13 protein-coding genes and 1 riboswitch are annotated in these 16,058 nt (G+C 69.1%); of the genes, 6 read left to right on the forward strand and 7 right to left on the reverse strand.

What is annotated here, in order from left to right:
- Positions 1-34 precede the first annotated feature (34 nt).
- Positions 35-673: a peptide deformylase gene (gene def / locus AB0M62_RS12855; RefSeq protein ID WP_366074191.1), complete on the forward strand. Its 639-nt coding sequence runs from the start codon at positions 35-37 to the stop codon at positions 671-673.
- Between the two features lie 314 nt (positions 674-987).
- The gene (locus AB0M62_RS12860; protein ID WP_366074192.1) at positions 988-1,680 is read left to right on the forward strand and encodes a D-Ala-D-Ala carboxypeptidase family metallohydrolase; all 693 of its coding nucleotides are present in this window, start codon (positions 988-990) and stop codon (positions 1,678-1,680) included.
- Between the two features lie 103 nt (positions 1,681-1,783).
- On the opposite strand, the gene AB0M62_RS12865 is transcribed toward AB0M62_RS12860, so the two are convergent.
- The 7 genes from AB0M62_RS12865 to AB0M62_RS12895 form a co-directional block, all read right to left on the reverse strand.
- Positions 1,784-2,752: a helix-turn-helix domain-containing protein gene (locus AB0M62_RS12865; protein WP_366074193.1), complete on the reverse strand. Its 969-nt coding sequence runs from the start codon at positions 2,750-2,752 to the stop codon at positions 1,784-1,786.
- 260 nt (positions 2,753-3,012) lie between these two features.
- A complete protein-coding gene (locus AB0M62_RS12870) occupies positions 3,013-4,038 on the reverse strand; it encodes a ribonucleotide-diphosphate reductase subunit beta (RefSeq protein ID WP_366074194.1) in 1,026 nt (341 codons plus the stop codon).
- Positions 4,038-6,437: a ribonucleoside-diphosphate reductase subunit alpha gene (locus AB0M62_RS12875; RefSeq protein WP_366074195.1), complete on the reverse strand. Its 2,400-nt coding sequence runs from the start codon at positions 6,435-6,437 to the stop codon at positions 4,038-4,040. The genes AB0M62_RS12870 and AB0M62_RS12875 overlap by 1 nt, the downstream gene beginning before the upstream one ends.
- Before the next feature lie 140 nt (positions 6,438-6,577).
- Positions 6,578-6,708, reverse strand: a riboswitch (cobalamin riboswitch).
- A 56-nt stretch (positions 6,709-6,764) separates the two neighbouring features.
- Positions 6,765-7,262, reverse strand: a complete 498-nt coding sequence (locus tag AB0M62_RS12880) for a GNAT family N-acetyltransferase (RefSeq protein WP_366074196.1) — start codon at positions 7,260-7,262, stop codon at positions 6,765-6,767.
- A 152-nt stretch (positions 7,263-7,414) separates the two neighbouring features.
- Positions 7,415-7,630 (reverse strand): YbdD/YjiX family protein, encoded by a 216-nt coding sequence (locus tag AB0M62_RS12885; RefSeq protein ID WP_366074197.1) that lies wholly within the window; start codon positions 7,628-7,630, stop codon positions 7,415-7,417.
- Positions 7,627-9,837 carry a carbon starvation CstA family protein gene (locus AB0M62_RS12890; protein WP_366074198.1) on the reverse strand — a complete coding sequence of 737 codons (2,211 nt, stop codon included), beginning with the start codon at positions 9,835-9,837 and terminating at the stop codon, positions 7,627-7,629. Before AB0M62_RS12890 ends, AB0M62_RS12885 begins: the two co-directional genes overlap by 4 nt.
- Positions 9,838-10,070: 233 nt before the next feature.
- A complete protein-coding gene (locus AB0M62_RS12895) occupies positions 10,071-10,844 on the reverse strand; it encodes a GntR family transcriptional regulator (RefSeq protein WP_366074199.1) in 774 nt (257 codons plus the stop codon).
- Between the two features lie 284 nt (positions 10,845-11,128).
- Here AB0M62_RS12895 and AB0M62_RS12900 point away from each other — a divergent pair, with 284 nt between their 5' ends.
- From AB0M62_RS12900 to AB0M62_RS12915, 4 genes are all read left to right on the forward strand, one after another.
- Positions 11,129-12,415, forward strand: a complete 1,287-nt coding sequence (locus AB0M62_RS12900) for an extracellular solute-binding protein (RefSeq protein ID WP_366074200.1) — start codon at positions 11,129-11,131, stop codon at positions 12,413-12,415.
- A gap of 130 nt (positions 12,416-12,545) precedes the next feature.
- On the forward strand, positions 12,546-13,568 hold the full coding sequence (locus AB0M62_RS12905; RefSeq protein ID WP_366074202.1) for a sugar ABC transporter permease: 1,023 nt from the start codon (positions 12,546-12,548) through the stop codon (positions 13,566-13,568).
- Positions 13,569-13,624: 56 nt separating this feature from the next.
- A complete protein-coding gene (locus AB0M62_RS12910) occupies positions 13,625-14,443 on the forward strand; it encodes a carbohydrate ABC transporter permease (RefSeq protein ID WP_366074237.1) in 819 nt (272 codons plus the stop codon).
- Positions 14,444-14,452: 9 nt separating this feature from the next.
- Positions 14,453-15,991, forward strand: a complete 1,539-nt coding sequence (locus tag AB0M62_RS12915; RefSeq protein WP_366074203.1) for a glycoside hydrolase family 3 protein — start codon at positions 14,453-14,455, stop codon at positions 15,989-15,991.
- Positions 15,992-16,058: the final 67 nt, after the last annotated feature.

Below are 16,058 nucleotides of genomic sequence, written 5' to 3' on the forward strand. Positions count from 1 at the left end.
ACACATCGTGACTTACGGAAGGCCTACGGCGGACATGGCGCAGCAGGAGACGGACCAGCAGTTGAGCGTGGACGACGACGGGTTTGCCGTGGACACCGAGAACTGCGAGCAGCGCGAGGCGGCCTACCGTGAGCGAGGCACCGCCCGCCCGATCACCGTCGTCGGCAACCCGGTGCTGCACAAGGAGTGCAAGGACGTCACCGAGTTCGACGACAAGCTGGCCACGCTTATCGACGACATGTTCGCCAGCCAGCGGGCCGCCGAGGGTGTGGGGCTTGCCGCCAACCAGATCGGTGTCGATCTCAAGGTGTTCGTCTACGACTGCCCGGACGACGACGGCGTCCGGCACACCGGTGTCGTGATCAACCCGGTCCTGGAGGACCTGCCGGCCGACCAGCGCGTTCTGGACGACTCCAACGAGGGCTGCCTCTCGGTCCCGACCGCGTACGCGTCGCTGGCCCGCCCGGACTACGCCGTGGTGCACGGCCGGGACGCCAAGGGCAACCCGATCAAGGTGCGGGGCACGGGCTACTTCGCGCGCTGCCTGCAGCACGAGACGGACCACCTGTACGGATACCTGTACATCGACCGGCTCTCGAAGCGGGACCGCAAGGACGCCCTGCGCCAGATGGAAGACGGCACGCCGCGCTACGAGACGGTCCCGAACGCCTGATCCGCGGCGTACGCACTCGCTGGACAAGGGCGCCGCACCGGGTTCCACCGGAGCGGCGACCTCCGTCACGCGTGGTCAGTAGTGCGGCGGCGCGGGGTACACCTTTTGATTCTTCAATCCACCTTTCCCGCAGGCGAGTCCGGCCGGGCAGCGCTCCGGGGCGGGGCGTCGCCATTGGTCGGACAAATGACTCTCGCCCCGCTCTGTTGACGCGCGTCCGGCGGGCCGCCAGTCTCGGCCGTGTCGCCCTTCCCCGGTATGGAGGCCCAACGTTCCGACGTACGGCGAGATATGTGCTCAGCATTGTCATGGTCATGATTGCTGCCTCGGGTGGGGTCGTGGCCACCGCCGGCACCGCACACGCCGACGGTTGCTACACCTGGTCCCGGACGCTCTCCCAGGGCGCCTCCGGCGCCGACGTCACCCAGCTTCAGATCCGGGTCGGCGGCTATCCGGGGTATGGCGCGGTGCTGGCGGCCGACGGCGCCTACGGGCCTGCCACCACGGCCGCGGTCAAGCGGTTCCAGTCGGCGTACGGACTGTCGGCCGACGGAGTCGCCGGCCCCGCCACCTTCAGCAAGCTCTACGCCCTCCAGGACGACGACTGCACACCCGTCCACTTCACGTACGCCGAGCTGAACGACTGCAACTCCACCTGGTCGGGCGGGGCCGTGAGCGCCGCGACCGCCAAGTCCAACGCCCTGCGCACCATGTGGAAGCTGGAAGCGCTGCGGCACGCACTGGGCGACCAGCCCATCACCGTCACGAGCGGCTTCCGGTCCCGTGCCTGCAACGACGCGGTCGGCGGGGCGTCGGACAGCCGCCACCTCTACGGCGACGCCGCCGACCTGGGCGCCGGCCCGCACTCCCTGTGCACCCTCGCCAAGCAGGCCCGCAACCACGGCTTCAACGGCATCCTCGGCCCGGGCTATCCGGGCCACGGCGACCACACCCACCTCGACCACCGGGGCAGCCGCTTCTGGTCCGCGTCGAGCTGCGGCATCTGACCCGAGGCGGCATCCGGCCGGCGTCCCGGCACGACCCGCCAACCGGCACGACCCGCCAACCGGCACGACCCGCTTCCCGGCACGACCCGCGTCCCGGAACACCTCAGGCGGCGCGGGCCGTGCCGCGGAACGTGCGGCGGAACGTGTTCGGGGTCGTGCCGAGCGTCCGCAGGAAGTGGTGTCGCAGTGCGGCCGCGTTGCCGAAGCCCGCTCGCCCGGCGATCGCGTCCACAGTGTCGTCCGTCGCCTCCAGCAACTCCTGCGCCAGCAGCACCCGCTGGCGCAGGAGCCAGCGGTACGGCGTCGTCCCCGTCTCCTGCAGGAACCGCCGGGCGAAGGTCCGGGTCGACATGTGCGCCCGGTCCGCCAGCTGCTCGACGGTGATCTCCGCGTCGAGGTGACGCTCCATCCACGCCAGGACGTCGCCCACCGTGTCGCATGCCGTGCGTGGCAGCGGACGCTCGATGTACTGCGCCTGCCCGCCGTCCCGGTGCGGCGGCACCACCATCCGCCGGGCGATGGTGTTGGCGACGTCCGGCCCGTGCTCCTGGCGCACTATGTGCAGGCACGCGTCGATCCCCGCCGCCGTCCCGGCCGAGGTGGTGACCTGGCCGTCACCCACGTACAGCACGTCCGGATCGACCAGTGCCCCCGGATACCGGCGGGCGAGCTCGGGCGCGTGCATCCAGTGGGTCGTGCACCGCCGCCCGTCCAGCAGTCCGGCCGCCCCCAGCGTGAAGGCTCCCGTGCAGACGCTCAGTACCCGGGCGCCTCGGTCCACGGCCCGGCGCAGGGCGTCGAGCAGGGGCTCGGAATAGTCCCCCGGGTCGCGGGGCCGGTCGGCCGGCACCGCGATGAGGTCGGCTGACTCCAGCCGGTCCAGTCCGTACGGTACGGAGATGCCGAACATGCCCGACTTCGCGTTCAGAGGTCCGGGCTCGGCCGCGCAGAGCGCGAAGTCGTAGACAGGCAGTCCCTGATCGCTCCGGTCGATGCCGAAGACCTCGCAGATCACACCGAGCTCGAAGGGGGCGACTCCGTCGACGACGGCCACAGCCACGTTTTTGAGCATGCAATGAGTGTGGCAGTAATTCGACGTTCCATGACAGTCCTGCCACTGACTTTTCCGCGCGTGGAAGACGACAGTGGAGCCATGAACACGTTGCTGAACTCCCTCCTCGTCCTCGCCGTCGTCGCACTGCTGGCCGCTCCCTCGCTCATCGGGTACCTCCACGACCGGCGGATCGACCGGCAGCTGAAGGCAGCCGCCGCCCGGTCCGCCCGCCCGCGGACCCAACAGGCTCAAAGCCAACAGGCTCACACCCGGCAGGCTCAGAAGTCGTCGTCGAAGCCGACCGTGCCCTCGACCGCGACCTGGTACGCCGACGGGCGCCGCTCGAAGAAGTTCGTCAGCTCCTGCACGCCCTGAAGCTCCATGAAGGAGAACGGGTTCTCCGAGCCGTATACCGGCGCGAAGCCCAGCCGGGTCAGGCGCTGGTCCGCCACGCACTGCAGGTACTCGCGCATGGACTCCGTGTTCATGCCGGGCAGGCCGTCACCGCACAGGTCGCGGCCGAACTGGAGCTCCGCCTCGACGGCCTCCTTCAGCATGTCGGTGACCTGCTGCTGAAGGGCGTCGTCGAAGAGCTCGGGCTCCTCCTTGCGGACGGTGTCCACGACCTCGAACGCGAAGTTCATGTGCATCGTCTCGTCGCGGAAGACCCAGTTCGTCCCCGTCGCGAGGCCGTGGAGCAGGCCGCGGGAGCGGAACCAGTACACGTACGCGAAGGCACCGTAGAAGAACAGGCCCTCGATGCACGCCGCGAAGCAGATCAGGTTCAGCAGGAAACGCCGGCGGTCGGCCTTCGTCTCCAGACGCTCGATCTTCTCTACGGAGTCCATCCACTTGAAGCAGAACTGGGCCTTCTCCCGGATCGACGGGATCTCCTCCACCGCGTCGAAGGCGGCCGCCCGGTCGTCCGGATCCGGGAGGTAGGTGTCCAGCAGCGTCAGATAGAACTGGACGTGCACGGCCTCCTCGAAGAGCTGGCGGGAGAGATACAGCCGCGCCTCGGGCGAGTTGATGTGCTTGTAGAGCGTGAGCACCAGGTTGTTGGAGACGATCGAGTCGCCCGTCGCGAAGAAGGCGACCAGGCGGCCGATCATGTGCTGCTCGGCCGGGGAGAGCTTGGCGAGATCGGCCACGTCGGAGTGGAGATCGACCTCCTCCACCGTCCAGGTGTTCTTGATCGCGTCCCGGTAGCGCTCGTAGAAGTCGGGGTAGCGCATGGGGCGCAGGGTCAGTTCGAAGCCCGGGTCGAGAAGGTTCTTCTCGGCCTTGGCGGGGGTGGAGCTCATTACTGGCATGCCTCGCAGGACTCGGGGTTCTCCAGGGAGCAGGCGATGGCCTCGGCATCGGGCGAGGCGACCTGCTGGACGGGGACGGTGGCCGCGCCGGTCGCCGCCGCGCCGGCCGCTCGGGCGATGCGGGTCGCCGGGCGGGAGCGCAGGTAGTACGTCGTCTTCAGGCCCCTCTTCCAGGCGTACGCGTACATCGAGCTGAGCTTGCCGATGGTGGGCGAGGCCATGAAGAGGTTGAGCGACTGGCTCTGGTCGAGATAGGGGGTACGGGCCGCGGCCATGTCGATCAGCGCGCGCTGCGGCAGCTCCCACGCGGTCCGGTAGAGGGCTCGGATCTCCTGGGGGATCCAGTTCAGACCCTCGATCGAGCCGTTGGAGTCGCGCAGCGCCTCGCGGGTCCGGGCGTCCCAGATGCCGTGCTTCTTCAGGTCGTTCACCAGGTAGGCGTTCACCTGGAGGAACTCGCCGCTGAGCGTCTCGCGCTTGAAGAGGTTGGAGACCTGCGGCTCGATGCACTCGTACACGCCGGCGATCGACGCGATGGTCGCGGTCGGCGCGATGGCGAGCAGGAGGGAGTTGCGCATGCCCGTGGAAGCGATACGAGTGCGCAGCGCGGCCCAGCGCTCCGGCCAGCTGACCTCGACGCCATAGTGGTCGGGGTGCAGCACACCGCGGGCGGATCGGGTCTGGGACCAGGCCGGGAGCGGGCCGTTGCGCTCGGCGAGGTCGCAGGACGCCTCGTACGCGGCGAGCATGATGCGCTCGGCGATCTTCGTGGAGAGCGTCTGCGCCTCCGCGGAGTCGAACGGCAGGCGCAGCTTGAAGAAGACGTCCTGCAGGCCCATCGCCCCCAGGCCCACCGGGCGCCACTTGGCGTTGGAGCGGCCGGCCTGCTCGGTCGGGTAGAAGTTGATGTCGACGACCCGGTCGAGGAAGGTCACGGCGGTACGGACGGTCTCGTCCAGCCGCTCCCAGTCGATCGCATCCTCCCCGTCGCGGACGTCACCGAGGACGAACGCGCCGAGGTTGACCGAGCCCAGGTTGCAGACCGCGGTCTCGCCGTCGTCCGTCACCTCCAGGATCTCGGTGCAGAGGTTCGAGGAGTGGACGACCTTGCCGGGCTCGGCGGTCTGGTTGGCCGTGCGGTTCGAGGCGTCCTTGAAGGTCATCCACCCGTTGCCGGTCTGGGCGAGGGTACGCATCATCCGGCCGTACAGCTGGCGGGCCGGGACGGTGGTGCGGGCCAGGCCGTCGTCTTCCGCCTTGCGGTAGGCGCGGTCGAACTCGTCGCCCCACAGGTCGACCAGTGCGGGCACATCGGCCGGCGAGAACAGCGACCAGTCGGCGTCGGCCTCGACGCGGCGCATGAACTCGTCCGGGATCCAGTGCGCGAGGTTGAGGTTGTGCGTACGGCGGGCTTCCTCGCCGGTGTTGTCGCGCAGCTCCAGAAACTCCTCGATGTCCGCGTGCCACGTCTCCAGGTAGACGCAGGCCGCGCCCTTGCGCCGGCCGCCCTGGTTGACCGCCGCGACCGACGAGTCGAGCGTGCGCAGGAACGGGACGATGCCGTTGGAGTGGCCGTTCGTGCCGCAGATCAGCGAACCGCGGGAGCGGATACGGGAGTACGACAGTCCGATGCCGCCCGCGTGCTTCGAGAGCCGCGCGACCTGGTGATAGCGGTCGTAGATCGAGTCGAGCTCGTCCAGCGGCGAGTCCAGCAGATAGCAGGAGGACATCTGCGGGTGGCGGGTGCCCGAGTTGAAGAGGGTGGGGGAGGAGGGGAGGTAGTCCAGGCGGCTCATCAGCCGGTAGAGAGCGGCGACCTCGTCGACCGCGCGCGGGCCGGCGTCCTCGGCCAGGCCCGAGGCCACCCGCAGCATGAAGTGCTGGGGCGTCTCGATCACCTGACGGGTGATCGGGTGGCGCAGCAGGTAGCGGCTGTGCAGCGTCCGGAGACCGAAGTAGCCGAAGCGGTCGTTCGCCCCGTCGGCGACCGACATGTCGACCAGCGTGTCCAGCCGCTCCGCGTGCGTAAGGACGAACTCGGCCGTACGGTCGGCGATCAGGCCCTCCCGGTGGCCCACCGAGACGGAAGCGGAGAACGACACCGCCCCCTGGCCCGCCGCCTCGTCCGCGATCGCGAGGGTCAGCAGCCGCGCGGCGAGCCGCGAGTAGGCCGGGTCCTCGGAGATGAGACCCGCGGCCGCCTCGGTGGCCAGGCCCCGCAGCTCGGCCTCGTCCGACCTCGCGTTGCGGCCGCGGAGCGCGGCCGCGGCGACCCTGCCGGGGTCGGCGTCCGGCAGGTCGGCGGTGAGGTCGGTCAGGGTCCGCAGCAGTGCGGTCCCCGGTCCGTCGGCAACCTGTGCTGAAGCAGGACCGGCTGGCGCGATGGTCACGGGGGTGCTCTCCCTCGCTCGGCTCGGGGCCACAGGGAAGCGGGGGCGCTTCGGGCGTGTGCAACCGGCACAGGGCAGCACGCCACGCAGCGTCCACCGGCCTATCCGCGAGGCCCGGACGTATCGGCGTCCGGATCGGTCGAACCGGACGCGCCGTCGGCAGGTGTTCGGACTCCTGGGTGCGTGAAAGCGCACCAATGCACCGTTGCGGGACAGTTCCGGATTTTCACCGGATTCCCCTGCGGCGACAGCGAGCATGAGCATACATGTGGGGGGCGGGCGTTGCGGCACCCCCCACATGTTGTGTCGTGGGTCGGTCGTAGGTCGCTACAGCTCCAACTCGTAGGTAAGGAGCGAGATGCCCGGTATCGGCTTCCAGTCCCGCTCCGGAGTGCGCGTGAAGCCCGTCCGTTCGTAGATCCGGTGGGCTCCGCGCATGCTGGGCTGGGTGGACAGCACGAGCCGCTCGACGCCGTCCAGGGCCCGCGCCCGCTCGATGCACGCCCGCACAAGAGCCTCCCCCGCGCCGCGCCCCCGCCCCTCCCGGGCGACCGCCAGCATCCGGAACTCCGCCTCGCCGTCCCGCGCGATGTCGGCCCACGCGCTGCCGGGCGGCGCGAACGTCACACTGCCCAGCGGCTCCCCGTCCTGCACCGCGACGAGCACCTCCGCGGCGGCCGCGCGCCGGGCCACGTCCCGCAGGAGGTGGATGTAGTCGTCGTCCTTCCCGGAGTCCAGCAGTCCGTCCCCCAGATACGCCTGGGCGGTGATCTCACCCAGCTGCTCGTACTCCTCGGGCGTGGCCCGCCTGATCGCGATGTCCATGTTCGAAGTGTGCCGCAGGGGTTGGACAGCAGGGGTCCGGCAGCAGGGTCCCGGGCAGCAGGGATACGCCGGCCGGGGTCCGGGGATACGGCAACGGGCCGCCGCATGCCCCCAGGAGGGGCTGCGACGGCCCGTCGGGCCGTTCCGGAGGCTCAGCAGCAGCGGAACCCGTCCCGTGGATCGGCCTCCCGCGCGTCCGTGCGGCTGCGCTCGAACTCGCGCCGCGTCATCACCTCGGCGTCCGGGTTGCAGGCCCGGGCGTGGGCGACGTACTTGTCGTACACCGCCTCGCCCGACAGCTCGCGCACGAACCAGCGGACCCGGTCCACCACCCGCCGGACCCTCGTCGCGGAGGCCCGCCGGATCATGCCGGGCCGGTCCCTGCCGGGACGGTGTCCTTGCGGACACCGCCGTCCGGGCCCAGTCCGGCCGCGGCGAACTCGGCCTTCTCCTCCTTGGTGGCCAGCATGCTCGCCGGCGCGAGCAGCTTGGACTCGGTGTACGGGACCTCGGCGAGCCGGACGCCCTCCGGATTGCTGATGGCCCGGAAGCAGACCCGCGCTGCGTCGGCGATGACCACGATGATGAGGACCGCGAAGAGCGCCGACAGCACGCCGTCGACCGTGGCATTGGTGACGATGGTGTGCATGTCGTCCATCGACTTGGCGGGCGGCAGCACCTTGTCGGCGTCGATGCCCGCCTGGTACTTCTCGCGCTGTGCGAAGAAGCCGAGCTTGGTGTCGTCCGAGAAGATCTTCTGCCAGCTCGCCGTGAGCGTGACCGCGACGTCCCAGGCGAGCGGGACAGCAGTGACCCACGCCCACTTCAGCCGCCCGGACTTGACCAGGAGCGTGGTGCACACGGCGAGCGCCACGGCGGCGAGCAGCTGGTTGGCGATACCGAATAGCGGGAAGAGCTGGTTGATTCCGCCCAGCGGGTCGTGTACGCCGACCCACAGGAAGTAGCCCCAGCCGCCGACGACGACCGCGCTGGCGAACCAGACGCCCGGCTTCCAGCTGACCTGGCGGAACGGCTTGTAGACGTTGCCCAGCATGTCCTGGAGCATGAAGCGCCCGACGCGCGTCCCCGCGTCCACGGTGGTGAGGATGAACAGCGCCTCGAACATGATCGCGAAGTGGTACCAGAAGGCCTTCAGCGCGGTGCCGCCGATCACGGCGGAGAAGATCTCCGACATACCGAGCGCGAAGGTCGGCGCACCACCGGTCCGCGACAGCAGGCTGGCTTCGTCGACGTCGGCGGCCGCCTTCGCCAGCTGCTCGGGAGAAATGGTGAATCCGAGGTTCGCCACCGCCTGGGAGGCGGACTCGACGGTCGTGCCGACGACGCCCGCGGGGGAGTTGATGGCGAAGTACAGGCCGGGGTCGATGATGCAGGCCGTGATCATCGCCATGATGGCGACGAACGACTCGGTCAGCATGGCCCCGTAGCCGATCATCCGGATCTGGGTCTCCTTCTGGACCATCTTCGGCGTGGTGCCCGAGGAGACCAGGGAGTGGAAGCCGGAGAGCGCACCGCACGCGATGGTGATGAAGACGAAGGGGAACATCGAGCCGGCGAAGACCGGTCCGTCCCCGCGGCTCGCGAACTCGGTGACGGCGTCCATCTTCAGGGTCGGCAGGGCGATCACGACGCCCAGCGCGAGCAGCACGATGGTGCCGACCTTCATGAAGGTGGAGAGGTAGTCGCGCGGCGCGAGCAGTATCCAGACGGGCAGTACGGAGGCCAGGAAGCCGTACACGATCATCCAGATGACGAGCGTGCCCTTCTCCAGCGTGAAGAAGTCGGCGAGCGACGAATCGGCGACCCAGCCGCCCGCGACGATGGCAAGCAGCAGCAGCGCCACGCCGACGACGGAGACCTCGGTGACCTTGCCCGGCCGCAGTATGCGCAGATAGACGCCCATGAAGAGGGCGATCGGGATGGTCATGCCGATGGAGAACACGCCCCACGGCGAGTCGGCCAGGGCGTTGACGATGACCAGCGCCAGCACGGCGAGCAGGATGATCATGATGGCGAAGACGGCGACCAGCGCGGCCGCGCCCCCGAAGGGCCCTATCTCGTCGCGGGCCATCTGGCCGAGAGAGCGGCCGTTGCGGCGCGTCGAGAAGAAGAGCGTCACCATGTCCTGGACCGCGCCGGCGAAGATGACGCCCGCGACGATCCAGATCGTGCCGGGCAGGTAGCCCATCTGCGCGGCGAGGACGGGGCCGACCAGCGGACCCGCGCCCGCGACCGCCGCGAAGTGATGCCCGAAGAGCACACGACGGTCGGTGGGATGGAAGTCGACACCGTTGTCAAGACGTTCCGCGGGGGTGGCCCGCGTTTTGTCGACCTTCAGTACGCGGTTGGCGATGAAGCGGGAATAGAAGCGGTACGCGATCGCGTACGAGCCCAGCGCGGCCGCGAGCATCCAGGCGGCGGAGACGTCCTCGCCGCGGGAGAGCGCGAGCACGGCCCAGCCGATCGCGCCCACGAGGGCGACGAGTGACCAGACAGCGATCGACTTCGGGGTAAGTCCGCGTTGAGCGGTTGTGGGTGATGCCGACTCTGGCATGGTGTTCCGTCCCCTCGCTGATCACCTGCTTAATGCGCAGGAAATCTAGGGGACCCTCTCGCAGGCGTCACCCCCGTCCGTATATCGGTACGGGAACGATGTTGTACCGGACGGCCGGCCGGGCAGCGGAACGGCCCCGCCGGGTGTGCCCGGCGGGGCCGTGAACAGTACGAATGCCTCTGCATGTGCCCGGAGGCGTTGGGACGCGCGTGGAGGCCTCGGCGGCGAAACGATCAGCCGGTCGGCCGCTGCAGCCGCGCCACGAACTTGTACCGGTCACCGCGGTAGACCGAGCGCACCCACTCCACCGGCTCGCCGTTCGCGTCCAGCGAGTGCCGCGAGAGCATCAGCATCGGCAGGCCGACATCGGTGCCGAGCAGGCCGGCCTCGCGTGGGGTGGCCAGCGAGGTTTCGATCGTCTCCTCGGCCTCGGCGAGGTGGACGTCGTACACCTCGGCCAGAGCCGTGTAGAGGGACGTGTACTTGACCAGCGAGCGGCGTAGCGCCGGGAAGCGCTTGGCCGACAGATGAGTGGTCTCGATGGCCATCGGCTCACCGCTCGCGAGCCGCAGCCGCTCGATCCGCAGTACGCGCCCGCCCGTGGTGATGTCGAGCAGTCCCGCGAGCGTGTCATCCGCCGTCACATAGCCGATGTCCAGGAGCTGTGAGGTGGGTTCGAGGCCCTGGGCCCGCATGTCCTCCGTGTAGGAGGTGAGTTGGAGAGCCTGGGAGACCTTGGGCTTGGCGACGAAGGTGCCCTTGCCCTGAATTCGCTCCAGCCGGCCTTCGACGACCAGCTCCTGCAGTGCCTGCCGCACTGTGGTGCGCGAGGTGTCGAACTCGGCGGCGAGCGTCCGCTCCGGCGGCACGGGTGTGCCGGGCGGCATTGTCTCCGTCATGTCCAGCAAATGCCGCTTGAGGCGGTAGTACTTGGGCACGCGTGCGGTGCGGGTGGCTGGCCCCGCCGTACTGCTCTCGGGATCCGTGCTTCCCCCGTCGGTGGCCATGCCCCGCCTTCCCGACTCCTGTCCTGTTGCCGTCACCGGCTCCTCCGTACGTAGCGGCTCACATCGTGACACGGGCCGGTCCGAGGACGTCGCCCTCCCTCAGGTGTCGGTCCGATAACGGACGCGACTGCCCTTCTTATACACCCTTGACACCCCTAAAGGTCTAGGCCAAGCTCCGGGTACTGGTCTAAACCATTAAAGACCAGGTCCCAGCCCCACGGCAGTACTTGGCGTTATGTCACCGCGGCGGGCAGTGGATTGCAGGCATCCCTGAGGAGGGTGGCGTGAAGCGCAAGCTCATCGCGGCGGTAGGCGTCGCGGGCATGATGGTCGGCGTAGTGGCCTGTGGCAGCGACAGCGACAGCAAGGGCACCACGGACGCGAACGGCAACAAGACCCTGACCGTCTGGGTGATGGACGGCTCGGCTCCGGCCCCGTGGCTCGAGGCGGTCAACAAGGACTTCGAGGCCAAGCACAAGGGCGTCAAGGTCAAGGTCGAGACCCAGCAGTGGAACGGTATCCAGGAGAAGGTCACCACCGCCCTCTCCGAGGACACCCCGCCGGACGTGCTCGAGCTCGGTAACACCCAGACCGCGGGATACGCGGCTACCGGCGGCCTCGCCGACCTCTCCGCCGACAAGGCCGAACTGGGCGGCGACGGCTGGAACAAGGGCATGCTCGCGTCGGCCGAGTACGACGGCAAGCTCTACTCCGCTCCCTGGTACGCGGCCAACCGTGTCGTCGTCTACGACAAGGCGGCGTACGCGAAGGCGAAGGTCACCCCGCCGAAGACCCGCGACGAGTGGATCGCCGGCCTGGAGAAGCTGAAGGCCGCGGACAGCAAGTCCCAGCCGATCTACCTGCCCGGCCAGAGCTGGTACGTGCTCGCCGGATTCATCTGGGACGAGGGCGGCGACTTCGCCGTCAAGGACGGCGACAAGTGGAAGGGCACCCTTTCCACCCCCGAGGCCGCCTCCGCGATGGAGTTCTACAAGAAGCTGCAGTCCTTCTCGACCGCTCCGAAGGACAAGGACGAGGCCACCCCGCAGCAGTCCACCGACATCGTCCCCAAGGGCGGCGTCGCCTCGTGGATCGGTCTCGGCTGGGAGGCCGGCGGCGCCATCGACGCGATGAAGAAGGCCGGCAAGACGGCGGACTTCGGTTACTTCCCGATCCCGGGCAAGACCGCGGACAAGCCGGGCAGCGTGTTCTTCGGCGGCTCGAACCTCGCCATCTCCGAGCGGTCCAAGAACAAGGACCTCGCCAAGGAGTGGCTGGCGCTGGCCGCCGGCAAGGACCAGATGACCAAGTACAGCGCGGCCGTCACCGGGGCGCTGCTGCCGAACAACGACGCGGCGCAGTTCAAGCCGGAGGCCGGCTCGTTCGCCGAGGCCATGGCCAAGGCCGCGGCCGCGGGCAACATCACCCCGGTCACCCCGGGCTGGGCGAATGTGGAGACCGCGCCCAACCCGATCAAGGAGTACATGACCAAGGTGCTCAAGGGCGAGGACGCCAAGAAGGCGGGCGAGGCGGCCGACAAGGTCATCACCGAGCGCATCAACCAGCAGTAGTCGTGACCGGTGGTCGTGGCCGGCGCTCATCGCGCCGGCCACGACCACCGGATTCTGCAGTGACGGCGGCCGTTGTCGGTGCCGCCGGCCCGGTGGGCGCGGGAGCCCCAGAACCGCGAGGAAGAAAACCATGACCGTGCACTCCCAGGGAGTGGCGACCTCCGCTCCGGAGGATGCGCCCGGGAAGGCGGCAACGGAGTCGAAGTCTCCGCCGCCCCCTTCCGGTTCCAAGAAAGTCCTTCAGCCTCCTCGCGGCAGACGCGCCCTGCCCGCCGGGCTGTTGCCGTACCTGCTGGTGGCCCCCGCGGTCGTCTGCGGCGCGCTGCTCCTGCTGTACCCGCTCGTCCGCAACGTGATCCTCTCCTTCCAGCAGGTCAACCGGAAGGAGCTGATCACACGCGAGACGGTGTGGACCGGCTTCAGCAACTACACCGAGCTGCTGGGCGATCCCGACTTCTGGACGGTGGTCGTCCGGAGCTTCGCGTTCACCGCCGCGAACGTGGTCCTGATCATGGCGGTCGGCACCCTCATCGGCGTCCTCCTCAACCGCCTCGGCAAGAAGATGCGGCTGGTGCTCTCCGTGGCGCTGGTGATGGCCTGGGCCATGCCGATCGTCGCCTCCGTCACCGTCTTCCGCTGGCTCTTCGACGAGCAGTTCGGCGTCGCCAACTGGCTGATGCGCGTGCTCGGCTTCGCGGGATACGACCAGCACAACTGGTTCGAGACGGGCCTCTCGACCCTGACCATCGTCACCGTGCTGGTGGTCTGGGGCTCGATCCCCTTCGTCGCGCTCAACATGTACGCGGGTCTGACAACCATCGGCAGCGAGTTGTACGAGGCGGCCCGGATGGACGGCGCGGGCGGCTGGCGGATCTTCTGGTCCGTGGTCTTCCCCAGCCTGAAGCCGTTCTTCCTGATCACCACTTTCCTCGAGATCATCTGGGTCTTCAAGGCCTTCACCCAGGTGTACGCGATGAACCAGGGCGGTCCGGACCGCGCCTCCGAGATCCTGCCCGTCTTCGCCTACATCGAGGGCCAGGGCCAGGGCCACTACGGTCTCGCCGCGGCGATCTCGGTGCTGACCATCCTCATCCTGGTCGTCCTGATGTCCTTCTACTTCCGCCTGATCCTGAAGCAGGAGGAGGAGCAGTGAGCAACGTGTCCTCTGGCGTCCGCGTGTCCCCCGGCGCCCGCCGCACCAAGCGGCCCATCCGGTTCGGCGCGATCGGCAAGAACGCCGCCGCGCTCGTGCTCGCCGCCGTCTTCGTCTTCCCGGTCTACTGGATGTTCTCGTCCTCGCTGAAGCCGCAGAGCGAGATCCTCAGCAAGGACCCGGTCTTCTTCTTCACGCCGACGTTCGACAACTACACGAAGGCGACGAACGTCGAACTGTTCTGGACATACGTCCAGAACAGCTTCATCGTCACCGTGGGCGCGGTGCTGCTCGCCCTTGTCGTGGCCCTGGCCGCGAGCTTCGCCATCGCCCGGATGAAGTTCAAGGGCCGCAAGGGCCTCGTGCTCGCCGTGATGATGGCTCAGATGGCCCCCTGGGAAGTCATGGTCATCGTGATGTACCTGATCGCCCGCGACGGAGACATGCTGAACAGCATCCCGCTGCTCACCGCCATCTACTTCGTCATGGTGCTGCCCTTCACCATCTGGACCCTGCGCGGCTTCATCGCCGCCGTCCCGGTGGAGCTGGAGGAGGCCGCTCTGATCGACGGCTGCAACCGCGGTCAGGCGTTCTTCAAGGTGATCTTCCCGCTGCTCGCGCCCGGTCTGATGTCCACCTCGCTCTTCGGCTTCATCACGGCCTGGAACGAGTTCGCCATGGTCCTCATCCTGAACAAGGACAGGGAAGCCCAGACCCTGACGCTGTGGCTGACCCAGTTCCAGACGGCCTTCGGCAGCGACTGGGGCGCCACGATGGCGGCCTCCTCGCTCTTCGCCGTCCCCGTGCTCATCGTCTTCCTCTTCCTCCAGCGACGGGCCGTCGGCGGGATGACCGCCGGCGCAGTGAAGGGATAACGCCTCCCCATGACGACCCTCGCGTACGGCACGGCCGAGTCCTCCCAGGATGGGCTCACCCGTGACGCCCTCACCGTCCTTCAGCCCGGATTCCTCGGCACCACCGCCCCCGACTGGCTGCTGCGCCGGGTCGGTGAAGGCCTTTCCTCCGTCGGTCTGTTCGGCCGCAACATCGCCTCTCCCGAGCAACTCGCGGCACTCACGGCGCAGTTGCGGGCCGAGCGGGACGACGTACTCGTGGCGATCGACGAGGAGGGCGGCGACGTCACCCGCCTGGAGGTCCGAAACGGCTCGTCGTTTCCCGGCAATCTCGCGCTGGGCGCGGTCGACGACATCGGTCTGACCCGCGAGGTCGCCCGCGAGCTGGGCCGGCGCCTCGCCGATTGCGGCGTCAACCTCAACTGGGCACCTTCCGCCGACGTCAACTCAAACTCGGACAATCCGGTCATCGGTGTACGGTCCTTCGGCGCCGGCCCCGAGCTCGTCGCCCGGCACACCGCCGCGTACGTCGAGGGCCTCCAGTCCGCCGGTGTCGCGGCCTGCACCAAGCACTTCCCCGGCCACGGCGACACGGCCGTCGATTCGCACCACGCGCTGCCCCGAATCGATGTGGATCTGGACACACTGCACGCCCGTGAGCTGGTACCTTTCCGCGCCGCCATCGCCGGGGGCTCGAAAGCGGTGATGAGTGCGCATATCCTGCTTCCCGCGCTCGACCCCACCCGCCCGGCGACCCTCAGCCCGCAGATACTCACCGGTCTGCTGCGTGAAGAACTGGGCTATCAGGGACTGATCGTCACGGACGGCATGGAGATGCAGGCCATCTCCGCCACGTACGGCATCGAGCGCGGCAGTGTCCTCGCGATCGCCGCGGGCGCCGACGCCATCTGTGTGGGCGGCGGCCTCGCCGGCGAGGAGACCGTACTGCGCCTGCGCGACGCGCTGGTCCGTGCGGTACGCGAGGGGAACCTGCCCGAGGAACGGCTGGCCGATGCGGCAGCCCGGGTCCGCGGGCTCGCTGAGTGGACGCGGCGGACCAGGGGGGCTTCGGGGCCGGGCGCGGCTTCACAGGAGGGGACCGCGCCCGGCACCGGCACCGGCATCGGTCTGACGGCCGCCCGGCGCGCCCTGCGCGTCACACCCGGATCGCCCGGGGCCGGCTTCGAGCCGCTCACGGCCGCCCCGTACGTCGCGGCCCTCACCCCGGTCGCCAACATCGCCGTCGGTGACGAGACCCCCTGGGGCGTGGCCGCCGAGCTGGCGCGCCTGCTCCCGGGCACCGAGACCGGCACGTACGCCGCCCCGCTGTCGCCGGAGACCGTGCTGCAGGACGCGGGAGACCGCCGGATCGTCGCCGTCGTACGTGACGTCCACCGCCACGCGTGGATGGCGGGCGCGCTGGACGCCCTGCTCGACGCCCGCCCCGACACGGTCGTGGTGGAGATGGGCGTGCCGCAGGCGGCTCCCAGAGGCGTCCTGCACATCGCGACCCATGGCGCCGCGCGCGTCTGCGGACGGGCCGCGGCGGAGGTCATCGCCGGAGCGTGACGCCGAACGCCGAAGGCCGGGGCGCCCATCGGGCACCTCGGCCTTCGGTGTACCGGCTGCGCACCGG

Source organism: Streptomyces sp. NPDC051219 (genome assembly GCF_040682335.1).
Classification (GTDB): domain Bacteria; phylum Actinomycetota; class Actinomycetes; order Streptomycetales; family Streptomycetaceae; genus Streptomyces.

What these genes read in the sequence shown, in the direction of transcription:
- AB0M62_RS12905 (WP_366074202.1), top strand. Translation starts at nt 12,546, where the DNA reads ATGACCGTGCACTCCCAGGGAGTGGCGACCTCCGCTCCGGAGGATGCG.
- AB0M62_RS12870 (WP_366074194.1), bottom strand. Translation starts at nt 4,038, where the DNA reads ATGAGCTCCACCCCCGCCAAGGCCGAGAAGAACCTTCTCGACCCGGGC.
- AB0M62_RS12860 (WP_366074192.1), top strand. Translation starts at nt 988, where the DNA reads ATGATTGCTGCCTCGGGTGGGGTCGTGGCCACCGCCGGCACCGCACAC.
- AB0M62_RS12880 (WP_366074196.1), bottom strand. Translation starts at nt 7,262, where the DNA reads ATGGACATCGCGATCAGGCGGGCCACGCCCGAGGAGTACGAGCAGCTG.
- AB0M62_RS12885 (WP_366074197.1), bottom strand. Translation starts at nt 7,630, where the DNA reads ATGATCCGGCGGGCCTCCGCGACGAGGGTCCGGCGGGTGGTGGACCGG.
- AB0M62_RS12915 (WP_366074203.1), top strand. Translation starts at nt 14,453, where the DNA reads ATGACGACCCTCGCGTACGGCACGGCCGAGTCCTCCCAGGATGGGCTC.
- AB0M62_RS12890 (WP_366074198.1), bottom strand. Translation starts at nt 9,837, where the DNA reads ATGCCAGAGTCGGCATCACCCACAACCGCTCAACGCGGACTTACCCCG.
- def (WP_366074191.1), top strand. Translation starts at nt 35, where the DNA reads ATGGCGCAGCAGGAGACGGACCAGCAGTTGAGCGTGGACGACGACGGG.
- AB0M62_RS12895 (WP_366074199.1), bottom strand. Translation starts at nt 10,844, where the DNA reads ATGGCCACCGACGGGGGAAGCACGGATCCCGAGAGCAGTACGGCGGGG.
- AB0M62_RS12865 (WP_366074193.1), bottom strand. Translation starts at nt 2,752, where the DNA reads ATGCTCAAAAACGTGGCTGTGGCCGTCGTCGACGGAGTCGCCCCCTTC.